Here is a 12,179-nt window from a genome sequence, read left to right as displayed (position 1 = left end):
GCGACCGGCACCAAAAACCTATGCGAGATGTTACCACGATACGGCAACGTCTCGGAGCGGAGGGAGATCACGATACGCCCGACCGGGGAGTCGACGGCTCACCCGGTGGACCGGTATCGGACGATCTCCGCGCGGATGGCCTCCCGTTTCACGAGGAGGAAGCCGCAGAAGATGAGGAGAAAGCCGAGAACGGTCGCGATCGTGATGATCTCATCGAGGAACACCCATCCCGAAAGCGCGGCGAACACCGGCGCGACGTACGAGACGAGGTTGATCTCGATCGGACCGAGGCGTTCGAGGAGGTCAAAGAAGACCAAGAACCCGATCGCGCTGGCGGCGATCGAGAGATATCCCAACGCGAGGATCGCTTCGGAGGACCAGACGACGTCGCCGACCGATTCGCCGAGGCCGATCGAGACGATATGCATAATCGCCGCACCGATCAGCATCGACCATGCCTCCATCGTCTCGATCGGCAGCTGAGCGTCGACGGTTCGCGTGAGAACGGTTCCGAGCGCGAAGGATGCGGCGGCGAGGAACACGAGGAGCTTCGGAACGGCTCCGTCGCCGAGAAGGGATCCAGGGTCGGGGTTGGTGAGCACGATCACGCCGCCCAGTCCGAACAGGAGCCCAACCGTTCCGACGATCGTCAACCGTTCCTCCGGAAGGAACCCGCGAGCGAAGACGGTCGTCAAGACCGGCGACAGACTCACGAGCACCGCGGCGACCGCGCTCGTCACGTGAGGATCCGACTCGCCGATGAACAGGAAGACGTGGTAGGCGGCGATGAGAAGGACGCCGCCGATCGCCACGAGCGTCCACTCGCCGCGCGTTCGCGGAATCGGGTCATCGACGATCAGCGCGGCGTATCCGAGCATCACGACCGCTGCCACGTCGTATCGAAACGCCGCGAACAGGACGGGCGGGAAGTACTCGAGTCCGGCGTTGATCGCCATAAACGCCGACCCCCAGAGGGTCGCAAGCAGGAGGAACAGGAGGAGGTTTCGGTAGCTGCGCACATCCCCACTGCGGAGGGGTTCACCCTGAGGGTTTCGAAGACCGAACTTCGAGCCGGATCCGCCCGGGTTGCGGAGAGCCGTTTCTCCGATCGCCGTCGCGGCGGCTCCGACCGTGTACGGGGCGATACGGCCGTGTACGGAGTTACAAGACCGTGTGTGACTGATACGGCCGTGTACGTTGCGATTTCTGCGGGTCAGTCCAATCCGCGGTCACGCAACGCCCGAATGACGTCCTGTCTGGCGATGAGTCCGACGAGTCGACCGTCCGCGTCGACGACCGGAACCCGGTTTACGTCCGGATCTCCGGAAAGCAGGTCGAGAACGGTTTCAGCGTCGGCATCGGGCTCCACCGTGACGACGTCGGTCGTCATCACCTTCGAGATCGGACGGCCGGATTCGCGAACGAAATCGAGGCCCGTGTCGATGTCGTTCCACGGGACGTCGATCTGGTAGGTGAGCGTGTCGACGAACGGCGGGAAGCCGATCGGGATCCAGAGCGTTTCGTCCTCGGGCTCAAAGAGGTCGACGAGGTCGGATTCGGAGACGATCCCGAGGAGGTACCGCTCGTCATCGATCACCGGAAATCCGGAGAACGAGACGCGAGCAAACCGCTTGAGTACGTCCGCGACGTCGTCGTCCGGCGACACCGTCTGTACGTCCGTGATCATCAGATCGCGGGCCTGCATACGTTCCTCTCGGTCGGCCCGGAAGGTAAACTCTCGGTCACATCGGATCCCATCGCTCATACGGATCGACGGTCAACATCGGGGTATGACCGACGACTACGCGAGCCGCGTCCGTGAGAGCCGCGCGGAGAAGGACGAGTTCTTCGCCGAGCATCCCCAGTCACCGATCCCGCCGGAACGCCGGGACGACTTCGACGGATTGGCGTATTTCGATCCCGATCCCGACTCCCGGGTTTCGGCGACCGTCACGGTTCACGAGGATCCCGAGCCGATCGAACTCGAGACGACCGCCGGACCGAACGTCCGGTACCTTCGCGTCGTCACGTTCGCGTTCGAGCTGAACGGCGCGGATCTGACGCTCGCGGCCTACCGCCAGGAGGGTGACGAGGACGCGGCCCTGTTCATTCCCTTCCGTGACAAGACGACCGGCCAGGAGACCTACCACAACGGGCGCTACATCGAACTCGAACCGGAGGGGGACCTCGTCGACGGCGACGAGGTCACGATCGACTTCAACCTGGCGTACAACCCCTTCTGTGCGTACACCGAGACGTTCTCGTGTCCGCTTCCGCCCGAGGAGAACTGGCTCGAGATCGCCGTGTACGCCGGCGAACGAACGCCGCCCTGGTGACCCTGTTCCCTACGGAAATTTGGGTTTCCACGCCGTACCACGTTGTATGCCCACAGATCCCACGGAACACACTGATGATTCCGCGACACGGTCCGCCGATCCGACACGCATCCGCGTCGTCGTCGTCCACGCCGCCGACGTCGTGACGGCGCTCGAAGCCCGAGAGCGGAGTCGTCGACGAACGGTCCTCCGAGTCACACCCCCGTTCTCAGGACGGATGCGTGCACGGCTTCACGATGCGGCTGCGGCCAAAGACCGCGATGCGGCCCCGGCGGACGGCGATGGCACGGTCGCGGGGAGCGTGGACCCCCCGCACCCGGAGGCGAGTTCGGAATCCGGGAGGGAGTCGACCGAAGCGGTCCACATCCGTCCTCGGGATCTGGTCATCGATCCACCGCCGTATCCCGATCCGGACGACACCGAGGACGCGCTCCGTGCTCGTGACGCCTACGACATCGAGACGCACCGAAGCCGACACGCCGCTGCGGTCGCCGACTGGCGGGACACGGTTCGCGGTCGGATCGCGGAGACGGTCCCCATCACCATCGAGGGAGAGACCGCTCCTCGAGACCAGAGCCGATCGCGGTCGGACGCAGCCGATACCCGGCCGCGAACACACGAGGTCCGTGTGAGCGCGCTGGGAACGTCACCTGACGACTCGGCGGATACCTGACGGGGCGGCTAGTCGTGGGTGTGGCCGGTGCCCTCGTCGTCGTGGTCGTGTGAGCCGGAGCCGCCGTCGCCGACGATTTCGGCGCCCTCTCCGTCGATCATGTCCATGTTCTTCAGGTTGTCCCGTTCTTCGAAGTCCTCGACGGCGGCGACGACGTCCTCCTGGGTGAGGGTCATTCGGTCCTCGGTCAGCGCGCGGAGGACGGCCTCACGAAGGACCATTCGGAGGTCCGACCCCGTCAGTCCCGCGGTCGATTCGGCGATCTCCTCGGGATCGAAGTCCGCGATGTCCATCTCCTCGGTGACGATCCGAAGGATGTCCGCCCGCATCTCCCGGTCGGGCTTGGGGAAGTTGACGATCTCGTCGAATCGTCGCCACGCGGCCGCATCCAGCTGATCGGGGTGATTCGTTGCACCGATGAGCAACACCTCATCGCGGATCAGCGAGATGTCGTCGATCGACTTGAGCAGCGTGTTGACCGCGCGTTTGAGCGCGGCGTGTTCGTCCGACCGGCGCGTCTTCGCGACCGAGTCGAACTCGTCGATGAAGAGGATACACGGGGAGAGTCGCTTTGCGACCTCGAAGGTCTTCTCGACGTTTTTGGCCGTCTCGCCGAGGTACTGGCTCGTGATCATCGAGAGCTTCACCTCGACGAACGGCAGGCCAAGCTCGTGTGCCAGCGCCCTCGAGATGGTCGTTTTCCCGGTTCCAGGGGGGCCAACGAACAGGAGCTTTCCGATCTCCCGGAGGCCGATGCTCGCCAGATACTCGCGGTGTTCGATCGCCTTGACGAGTTTCTGGATCTCCTCCTCCTGGTCGCCGGTGAGAACCAGGTCCTCGAGCGTCGTCTCGATCTCCTCAGGGGCGCGAACGTTGACCAGATCGAGCATCTCCGCGTCCTCCTCCTCGTCGAAATACTCGTCGAGCAGGGCGTCGATCCAGACGCGGTCGGCGTGGATCGGGCGGGTGTCCTCGCGGGCCTCCTCGTGGGTGACCGACGTCTCGAGGTCGTCGTGATCCTCGAAGGCGGCCGCAAGCGTCGGGTTCGTCGCGATCCGTTCGTCGTCGGCGCGTTCGTGGACCCATTCGAGGGCCATCTCGGGCTGGGTAAGCGAGATCTCCCCGGAGAAGTCGGTTCGCTGCGTGAACAGCAGGTCGGAGACGGCATCCCAGGGACGTTCCACGCCGGTCGCGGTGCGCACTGTGTCGTCGGTGGCTTTGAGCGGTCGCTCCACGCCGCCGGGGCCGTCCTCCCCCGGGGTATCCGTCCAGAACACCTGCCGAAACCGTGGCGGCAGGTCGTTCTCGTCGAGATCACGGCGGTCCGAATAGAGATGTGTCGTCAACACGAATTCGACCACGTCGAGGGCCGGGTCACTCATCCCCCAAAAGTTGGGACGGGCGGCGTTTAAGCGCGTCGAAGCACCCCCATACGTGGAGCGGAATCCACACGGAAGACGGATCCACCCGAACTTAAGCCGCCGCCGGCCCGAGCGATCGATATGTCGGCAGCTACCACACCGGTGATCGCGGTCGCCCGTCGGACCCCACAGGGCAAAGACGGCGGGGTCTTCAGCGAGGTTCGCAGCGAGGACCTCTCGATCACCCTCATCGACCACATCCTCGAAACGACCGGATTGACGGCCGATCATATCGACGACCTGATGTGGGGCGTCGCCCAGCAGCGGGACGAACAGGACAACAACGTCGCACGCGTCATCGCGTTGCTGTCGGAGCTCGGCGAGAGCGTCCCCGCGACGACCATCAATCGGTGGTGCGCCTCCTCGATGCAGGCGATCATCTCCGCGGCGGATGCGATCGCTGCCGGCAACCGCGAGTGCATCATCGCCGGCGGCGTGGAGAACATGTCCCGCGTGCCGATGGACACGAGCGCCTACGATCACCTTCACCCGGAGCTGTCCGAGCGGTACGACGTGTTCCAGCTGCAGATGGGGATGACCGCCGAGACCGTCGCCGAGGAGTACGGCGTGAGTCGTCGCACACAGGACGAGTACGCCGCACGAAGCCATCGACGGGCGGCTAAGGCGGTCGAATCCGGGCGGTTCGACCGGGAGATCGTCCCCGTCGAAACCGCCGACGGCCTCATCGAAGTGGACGAGGGAATCCGCCCCGACACGACCGTGGACGCGCTCTCGGAGCTGCCGCCGGCGTTCACCGGAGACGGCACCGTCACGGCCGGAAACGCCTCACAGATCTCCGACGGCGCCGCGGCGACGCTCGTCACGAGCCGGGCGTTCGCCGAGGACCACGGCCTCGACGTCCTCGCCGAGGTCGGCACGAACGCCGTCGCCGGTGTCGATCCGACCGTGATGGGGATCGGCCCGGTTCCGGCGACCCGTGAACTGCTCGACCGGGCCGGAACGTCGATCGAGGACTACGACCTCGTCGAGCTCAACGAGGCGTTCGCCTCACAGTGTGTCCACTCGAAACGGGAACTCGGCATTCCTGACGACCGGTTCAACGTGAACGGCGGCGCGATCGCGATCGGCCACCCCTTGGGTGCCTCCGGCGCACGGCTGCCGGTGACGTTGATCCACGAAATGAACGTTCGCAACGCCGACCGTGGGCTCGCAACGCTCTGTGTCGGCTTCGGGCAGGGTGCCGCGATCGAGTTCGAACGGTAGACGGTCGACGGAACGCGGACGTCAAGAGCGGGACCTCGAGGACGTCGGGGACGACTCAGCCCGAGAGGTCGCGTTTCGCCCGGCGGGCGCGGTCGGCCATCTCCGGATGCCCGTCGACGTCAGCGAGGGTTTCGACGGCTTCCATCGTCCGAATGGAGTCGTCGAGGAACGATCGGACGTCGCCGGTGTACGCGTAGACCAGATAGTCGTCGGTCATCACGTCGACGATCGCGTTCGGGCCGAGCCCCTCTGCCCGTAACTCGAGGAGATAGCGCGCGAACTTCCGCTCGGGACACCCACAGTAGGGGTTCTGGTCGCAGTCACAGTCCAGGAAATCCTCGGCGAAGTCGAGAACCCGATCGCGGGTGGCCGAATCGAGCTTCGCGATCCCGTCGCCGGTGAACAGGAGATCGAGAGTCGCCCCGGAGAAGGCACCCTTCGGCAGGCTCGCCTCCAGCTGGGAGGCGATCTGGCGGTGGTTCTTCACGTAGATCTTGTCCGTGATCGCCACAGTTGGACCGAAATAGGTGTTGGGTGAGTGAAGTGCCTTGGGGTCCAGTCCCGAGGCTTCCTGTTTCCACGACGCACTTTGCAGATTCCACGGTAGTCTCCACAGGGAGTGCAGTCTCCGCAGGCGTGGATTCGGCCTCTCCCCGGCCTACTTGATGGTCACGGCGGAGAGTCTGACCGTCCGTGTTTTTGGACTTGAAGCCAGACTCGAGTGGTGCCGCTACACTCCTTTGTTCGTCGTGTTGAAAATTAATGGTTTGGTTCACGAGTTGTGGGCTTCATCCACCGGGGTCAAGCTCCGTGGCATTCGCCTCGACACCCCGTAAAAGGACCGTGGTGTGTTGTCGACGTGGCGTGAGCGTGACCACCGGCGGCGAAGCATCGTGATAACACGACGCAGAGGGGTCGTAAGCCGTAACGTATATTTACAGGTCTCCGTTAGGTATGAATGCGTGTCCGGGCTGGGGTAGTGGCATCCTACAGGCTTGTGGTGCCTGTGAGGCGGGTTCAATTCTCGCGCCCGGACTCATAATTTAATTTATACTTTCTCCCTGTGAGAGTCCTGGGTATCGATACCGATCGGATACTTTCGCCGTACGGTGGAGATTAATATCGGGTCGCGGCCGTAATCGCAGTATGGCTCATCGGTGTCCGACGTGTGGTCGATCGTTCGAAGCGAAACGCGGCCTCGGCGTTCATCACGCTCAGGTTCACGGCGAAAAGCTACCGAACAGAACGTGTTCTCACTGTGGATCCGACTTCCATAGCCCCCACGAAAAGAAATACTGTTCCGATGACTGTCTCGAGGCTGCCGACTCCTATGGCGGCACGGACAACGGGAACTATCGCGGCGCGAAAAGCGAAGCCGTCTGTGAGCTATGTGAATCGACGTTCACGTACTATCCGTCCGAGAAGCCAGGAAAGTTCTGTTCGGATTGTGTGGAAGAGCGAAGCTGGCGAACACGCCCGAACGTGGATGGAGAACAGAACCCTCGCTGGAAGGGGGGCAAACGAACCATTACTTGCCACGAGTGTGAGGAGGAGTTCGAACGCCATCCGAGCGAGCTTGACGGCGAGGTACACTTCTGTTCGATCGAGTGTCGGTCGCTCTGGCTCTCCGAATCGTTCACGGGCGAAGGCCATCCGAACTGGACTGGTGGGAGCGACTGGAACTATGGGCCGGGCTGGGCTGCGGTCCGCCGACGGGCGCTCGATCGGGACGGCTACGCCTGTGTGATCTGTGGCACGACGCGTGACGAGTTGGGACGCAACCCCGACGTCCATCACCTCCTGCCGGTTCGGCTGTTCGCGGAGTCGGACCGGCATACCGTCGGCGACGCCCACTACCTCGGAAACGTCGTCACGCTGTGTCCGGGGTGCCATCGACGGGCCGAACACGATCGAATCCCCGAGACCCGCCTTCGGGAATCTGCCGGTTTGACGGGATGAATCGCGAGTCAGCCCCGTAGTCAGGACCGTTTCGTTCGCTTTGCGGACATCGTGCGATCGCTGTCGTCGTCGTCGATCGGCCCATACTGGTAAGTATCACCACGACAATAGACACCATATGTCGGATCAAGGTGACCCGAGTCGACTGACGGACGTGTACACAACCCGGATCGGAACGCCGCGAACCGACGACGAAGTGCGGGGATACTGGCTCTTCGCGCTCGGAGCGCTGCTCACGCTGCTCGGGGTGGTGTTGTATACGGCCGGCAATGCGGGTGGATCTGGAACGAGTGCGGTGAACTATGCGTATCGTCAGTACGGCGTCGTACTCAGCGGCGTCGGGGCGCCGCTCGTGATGCTGGGAGCGATCGTTCGGTTCCCGCTTCGACGGCGGGCCACGACGCTTGCAACCCTCGGGACTGGCATCTGCGTCGTCGCGCTCGCCTGGTTCGTGGTGGTCTATCCGGGCAGCTGGGAGCCGGGCGCCGGGCATACGGGCGTGATGGCGCTCTACGCGCTCGGGATCCTGCTCATCGCCCTCGCGGGGGCGATCGTGCCGATCGTCACCGATCCGGTATACGAAGCACACGAGCAGTTACAGGAGACGGCTGCCGGGACGTCGGCGGAACTCGAGGAGACCGAGACGCGCGTTCGCGAGCTAGAGGAGGAGCTGTCGGCGACCGAGGGTGAGCTGGAGGCGGTTCGAAGCAGTCGGGCCCGGTTCGAACTGTACGAGGACGCGGGCGGCAAACACCGGTGGCGGCTTCGCCATCGAAACGGGAACGTCATCGCCGACTCCGGACAGGGATACAGCTCCCGGCAGAAGTGCCAGCAGGGAATGCACAGCGTGATGCGGAACGCGCTCGGCGCCGGCGTGTTACGGATCGAGCCGGCCGAGTCCACGGCCACGGTCGAAGACGAGGCGGCGTCGGAGCCCGACGACGCCGCCGAACCCGATCTTGCGGTCCCCTCCGAATCGGTCGCGAGCCAGAGCAGCTTCGAGCTCTTCGAGGACGCTGCCGGCGAGTGGCGCTGGCGGCTCCGACACGACAACGGCAACATCATCGCCGACTCCAGCGAGGGCTACGCCTCGCGATCCAACGCGGTTCGAGCGATGAACGGCGTTCGCTCCCACGTTGCGAGTGCGGATTACCTCCGCGTCGATCCGACGGCGTTCGAACTCTACCGTGACGCCGCCGGCAAATACCGATGGCGCCTCCTTCACGAGAACGGCGAGATCCTGGCCGATTCCGGGCAGGGGTACTCCTCACGGTCGAAAGCCCGTCAGGGAGTCGACAGCGTTCGGTCGAACGCGGAGGACGCGCCCGTCGAGATCCTCGACGAGGAGTAGCGCTACCGGACCGGTTCGGGTCGACGCCGACGGTTCGGGTCGGCCCGCGATCACCCCTCGTTCGGCGGTACAGTTATGTCGCTGCCCGAACAGTATTACTCGAACCATGGCCGCAACCTTCGAAGTCTACGAGGACGCTGCCGGCGAGTGGCGCTGGCGGCTCCGACACGACAACGGCAACATCATCGCGGATTCCGGGGAGGGATACGCGTCGAAACGCAACGCGACGGACGCGGTCGAGCGGGTCCAGAGCTACGTTCCCGACGCGGACGTGCTCGACATTCAGGACGCCGCCTTCGAGATTTACGAGGACGCCGCCGCCGAGTGGCGTTGGCGGCTCCGGCACCGGAACGGGAACATCCTCGCCGACTCGGGCGAGGGATACGCCTCGCGGGCAGGGGCCGTGTCCGCGGTCGAGAGCGTCAAGCGGGACGCGCCTGACGCCGAGGAAACCGAACCCGACGCCGAGGAAACAGAACCCGACGAGTAGACGTGGAGACCGGGGTTGCCGCTCGACGCGGGTCTGCCCCCGCCGTCCCGATCCTGCCCAGTCCGTTCTCGCTACCCAGTCCGTTCTCGCTGGCCGGCCGGCTATGAACGATCCCCGTCGATCGCGGACGTGCCACGATCGCCGCCGAGCGCTCGGCCGGTGATCATCGTCGGCCGGCCGCTGTTTTGGATCACGTTGAACGCCGTCATCAGGTCGGTCCGCGAGACGAGCCCGACGAGGGTCCCGTCGGCGTCGACGACCGGGAGCCGACCGACGTCGTTGCGCTGCATCGTCTGGAGCGCGTCCATCGCCTCCGTGTCGGGCGAGACGGTTATCAGATCGCGTTCCATCACGTCCTCGACGTGGTAGGCGTCGCGTTCGACTTCGGAGACGCCCTGGGCATCCTCGAGCGTCACCATTCCGACGAGGATCTCGTTGTCCATCACCGGGAACCCGGTGTGGCGCTCCCGGAACATCCGGTCGATCAGCTCTGCGACGGTCGTCTCCTCGGTGACGACGTCGAGTTCGGGACCGGGCGTCATCACGTCGGCGACGGTCACGCCTTCGAACGCGGCGTTGAGTGTGGTCTGTTGGGCCTCGCCGGAGGCCGCGATGTAGATGAACAGTGCGAGGAAGATGAGGAACCAGTTCGAGAACAGTCCCACGATCGCGAGCAGAAAGGCGAACGCCTTGCCGATCGCGGCGGCACGCTGCGTCGCCACCGCGTGGGGGGCGCTCCGTGCAAGCAGCGCCCGCAGCACGCGGCCGCCGTCCATCGGAAACGCCGGGAGCATATTGAACACCGCCAGAACGATGTTCAACACCGCCAGGTAACCGAAGACGAACCGAACGGCGTCGACGCCGCCGAGGACCGCAAGCGAACTCGATGACAGCCCACTCGTGAGCAGGAGGACGCCGTAACAGCCGATGCCGACGGCTATCGACACCGCCGGTCCGGCGACGGCGATCCAGAACTCGTGGCGCCAGTCTTCGGGGAACTCGGTGAAGCTGGCGAGCCCGCCAAGCAGCCACAGGGTGATCGAGTCGATCTCGTAGCCGTACCGCATCGCCACCAGGGAATGGCCGAATTCGTGCAGCAGTACGCCGACGAACAGCCCCAGCGCGGACGCGAACCCCAGGATCCACGGCAGCGATCCACCCGTGAGGTTCGCGGCGTCGATCGAGACCGGAAGCGCACCACCGATCGCCGACGCGATGGTTGCGATGTCCTGTCCGATCAGGAAGGCGAAGAACGGCAGGACCAGCAGGAACGTCCAATTGAGTCTGATCGGGATGCCGAAGGCGCTCCCGATCTTGATGCCTCGCATATCCTTCCGTTCGGGCGCATCCGGTATAAGCGTGGGGCGGACACGTTGGCGATCGACGTGGGACGGACACGCGGGACGTCGGCGTGGCGTTCACCACCCGAATCCCCCATCGAAGCTTTGTCTCCCCTGCCGGTCCACTCGACCGCCTGCTGTGGCTTGCGGTCTCGTTTCACGGGCCGGGAGGGATTCGAACCCCCGACCGTCCGGTTAAAAGCCGGACGCTCTCCCTAACTGAGCTACCGGCCCGCATTCGCCTCTTACGGCAGGGTACGCATAAGCGTTTAGGAAACGACCGTCGGCCGGAGCGATCGCCGTGTCGTCGTCGGGCGAGCAGCGGTCGATCGCTCGGGCGTTCCTCGCGGCGATCGACGCCGACCGTTTAAGTTGCCCGTACCACGCGTGTCTGTATGCTCGATGAGTTGCTCGGCCGGGCCGAGCTCAAATCGCGGATCGAGGAGCTCGAGGAGACGAACCATCACCTCGAACGGCAGCTCGAGGCCGAACGGGAGCGCCGCGCCGAGGCGACTGCCGCCAAACAGGACGCCGAGGAGCGCATCAATCGCCTCGAGGACCGGATCGAGGAGCTCGAGGACCGCGTCGAGCGCGCGAGCGGCGATGACTCGGAGCGGGAGTTCCGACGCGTACACGACGCTCGCGGCGCCAGAACGCGTGACCTGTTGGATCGGTTGTCGGCGATCGAGGCCGGGAACGAGGGCGCGCTCACCGCGATGGTCGCGAGCGAGGATGCCGTTCCCGAGCCGGTCGCCGATCACTTCGGTGACGCCACGCCACTCGTCCGCCGCGCCGCACCCGCGGTCGTGGTCGCCGACGATTCCGGGATGATCAGCGCCGCGTTGCGCCCGCCGATCGAGCCCGCCGAGACGACCGCGAGCTGGGACGCCACGTTCGAACTCCCTCGACACCGATTCCTTCCGACCGGCCGGTTCGGATTTGCGCTCGTTCGATCGGATCTGTTCGCCGTCGGCGTCTATGGGGAGGGCACCGACCCCGACGGCGACGACGTCGAACGAACCGACTACGAGGGGTTCGAAAGCGACGTGAAAAGCGCCCACTCGAAGGGCGGCTTCTCGCAGGGTCGCTTCGAGCGCCGTCGCGATGACCAGATCGACGAGCACCTCGATGCAGCCCGGGACGCGCTCGAACCCCTTGCCGCCGACGCGGATCTCGATCGGCTGATCGTCGTCGGCGAGCGAAGCGTTCTCGGCGACCTTCGGGATCTAGCCGACGTGACGGACGTCTCCGACGCGACCGGCGATCCCGAGCCGGCGCTCGCGGCGGCCTTCGCCGACTTCTGGACCACGCGTGTGTACGCGATCTAGTCTCAGCTTGATCTCTCCTCGACTCAGCTTGATCTCTCCTCGACTCGACCGCTCGCC

The 12,179-nt window shown here is 64.8% G+C and carries 10 protein-coding genes, 2 tRNA genes and 1 pseudogene; 7 read left to right on the top strand and 6 right to left on the bottom strand.

Translation table 11 applies throughout. The features are described from left to right. Positions 1–98: 98 nt before the first annotated feature. Together OQF70_RS02315 and OQF70_RS02310 are read right to left on the bottom strand one after the other, a co-directional pair. Complete coding sequence (locus OQF70_RS02315; protein ID WP_280535611.1) at positions 99–1,019, bottom strand: EamA family transporter; 921 nt, start codon at positions 1,017–1,019, stop codon at positions 99–101. A gap of 194 nt (positions 1,020–1,213) precedes the next feature. Next, positions 1,214–1,705: a CBS domain-containing protein gene (locus tag OQF70_RS02310; protein ID WP_280535610.1), complete on the bottom strand. Its 492-nt coding sequence runs from the start codon at positions 1,703–1,705 to the stop codon at positions 1,214–1,216. Between the two features lie 85 nt (positions 1,706–1,790). Between OQF70_RS02310 and OQF70_RS02305 the strand changes: the two genes are divergently transcribed. Both OQF70_RS02305 and OQF70_RS02300 read left to right on the top strand, forming a co-directional pair. After that, positions 1,791–2,336 (top strand): DUF1684 domain-containing protein, encoded by a 546-nt coding sequence (locus OQF70_RS02305; protein ID WP_280535609.1) that lies wholly within the window; start codon positions 1,791–1,793, stop codon positions 2,334–2,336. A 46-nt stretch (positions 2,337–2,382) separates the two neighbouring features. Next, on the top strand, positions 2,383–3,009 hold the full coding sequence (locus OQF70_RS02300; RefSeq protein ID WP_280535608.1) for a hypothetical protein: 627 nt from the start codon (positions 2,383–2,385) through the stop codon (positions 3,007–3,009). An 8-nt stretch (positions 3,010–3,017) separates the two neighbouring features. Here OQF70_RS02300 and OQF70_RS02295 read toward each other — a convergent pair whose 3' ends face one another. Next, positions 3,018–4,391, bottom strand: coding sequence for an ATP-binding protein (locus OQF70_RS02295; RefSeq protein ID WP_280535607.1), 1,374 nt, complete (start codon positions 4,389–4,391; stop codon positions 3,018–3,020). A 120-nt stretch (positions 4,392–4,511) separates the two neighbouring features. Here OQF70_RS02295 and OQF70_RS02290 point away from each other — a divergent pair, with 120 nt between their 5' ends. Then, positions 4,512–5,654: a thiolase family protein gene (locus OQF70_RS02290; protein ID WP_280535606.1), complete on the top strand. Its 1,143-nt coding sequence runs from the start codon at positions 4,512–4,514 to the stop codon at positions 5,652–5,654. 55 nt (positions 5,655–5,709) lie between these two features. Here OQF70_RS02290 and OQF70_RS02285 read toward each other — a convergent pair whose 3' ends face one another. Then, the gene (locus OQF70_RS02285) at positions 5,710–6,165 is read right to left on the bottom strand and encodes a DUF5814 domain-containing protein (protein WP_280535605.1); all 456 of its coding nucleotides are present in this window, start codon (positions 6,163–6,165) and stop codon (positions 5,710–5,712) included. A gap of 454 nt (positions 6,166–6,619) precedes the next feature. Here OQF70_RS02285 and OQF70_RS02280 point away from each other — a divergent pair. The 3 genes and pseudogenes from OQF70_RS02280 (at position 6,620) to OQF70_RS02270 (ending at position 9,454) form a co-directional block, all read left to right on the top strand. Beyond that, positions 6,620–6,690: transfer RNA gene (locus OQF70_RS02280), tRNA-His, on the top strand. A 413-nt stretch (positions 6,691–7,103) separates the two neighbouring features. Continuing rightward, positions 7,104–7,613, top strand: a complete 510-nt coding sequence (locus OQF70_RS02275; RefSeq protein ID WP_280535604.1) for a hypothetical protein — start codon at positions 7,104–7,106, stop codon at positions 7,611–7,613. A 118-nt stretch (positions 7,614–7,731) separates the two neighbouring features. Beyond that, positions 7,732–9,454 (top strand): annotated as a pseudogene (locus OQF70_RS02270) (HVO_2922 family protein). Positions 9,455–9,555: 101 nt separating this feature from the next. Here OQF70_RS02270 and OQF70_RS02265 read toward each other — a convergent pair. Beyond that, the gene (locus tag OQF70_RS02265; protein WP_280535603.1) at positions 9,556–10,782 is read right to left on the bottom strand and encodes a CBS domain-containing protein; all 1,227 of its coding nucleotides are present in this window, start codon (positions 10,780–10,782) and stop codon (positions 9,556–9,558) included. Positions 10,783–10,954: 172 nt separating this feature from the next. Beyond that, positions 10,955–11,028, bottom strand: a tRNA-Lys gene (locus OQF70_RS02260). A 161-nt stretch (positions 11,029–11,189) separates the two neighbouring features. On the opposite strand from OQF70_RS02260, the gene OQF70_RS02255 reads away from it, so the two are divergent. Continuing rightward, a complete protein-coding gene (locus OQF70_RS02255) occupies positions 11,190–12,122 on the top strand; it encodes a Vms1/Ankzf1 family peptidyl-tRNA hydrolase (protein ID WP_280535602.1) in 933 nt (310 codons plus the stop codon). The last annotated feature ends 57 nt before the right edge of the window (positions 12,123–12,179 follow it).

Origin of the sequence: Halopenitus sp. POP-27 (genome assembly GCF_029889855.1) — an archaeon.
GTDB classification, from domain to species: domain Archaea; phylum Halobacteriota; class Halobacteria; order Halobacteriales; family Haloferacaceae; genus Halopenitus; species Halopenitus malekzadehii.
Note: the sequence above shows the minus strand (reverse complement) of the source record. Positions and strands in the feature narration are given on the sequence as shown.

Bases quoted from the DNA above. Each gene is read 5' to 3' on its own strand.
- OQF70_RS02295 (WP_280535607.1), bottom strand. From the start codon at position 4,391: ATGAGTGACCCGGCCCTCGACGTGGTCGAATTCGTGTTGACGACACAT.
- OQF70_RS02300 (WP_280535608.1), top strand. From the start codon at position 2,383: ATGCCCACAGATCCCACGGAACACACTGATGATTCCGCGACACGGTCC.
- OQF70_RS02310 (WP_280535610.1), bottom strand. From the start codon at position 1,705: ATGCAGGCCCGCGATCTGATGATCACGGACGTACAGACGGTGTCGCCG.
- OQF70_RS02290 (WP_280535606.1), top strand. From the start codon at position 4,512: ATGTCGGCAGCTACCACACCGGTGATCGCGGTCGCCCGTCGGACCCCA.
- OQF70_RS02255 (WP_280535602.1), top strand. From the start codon at position 11,190: ATGCTCGATGAGTTGCTCGGCCGGGCCGAGCTCAAATCGCGGATCGAG.
- OQF70_RS02265 (WP_280535603.1), bottom strand. From the start codon at position 10,782: ATGCGAGGCATCAAGATCGGGAGCGCCTTCGGCATCCCGATCAGACTC.
- OQF70_RS02305 (WP_280535609.1), top strand. From the start codon at position 1,791: ATGACCGACGACTACGCGAGCCGCGTCCGTGAGAGCCGCGCGGAGAAG.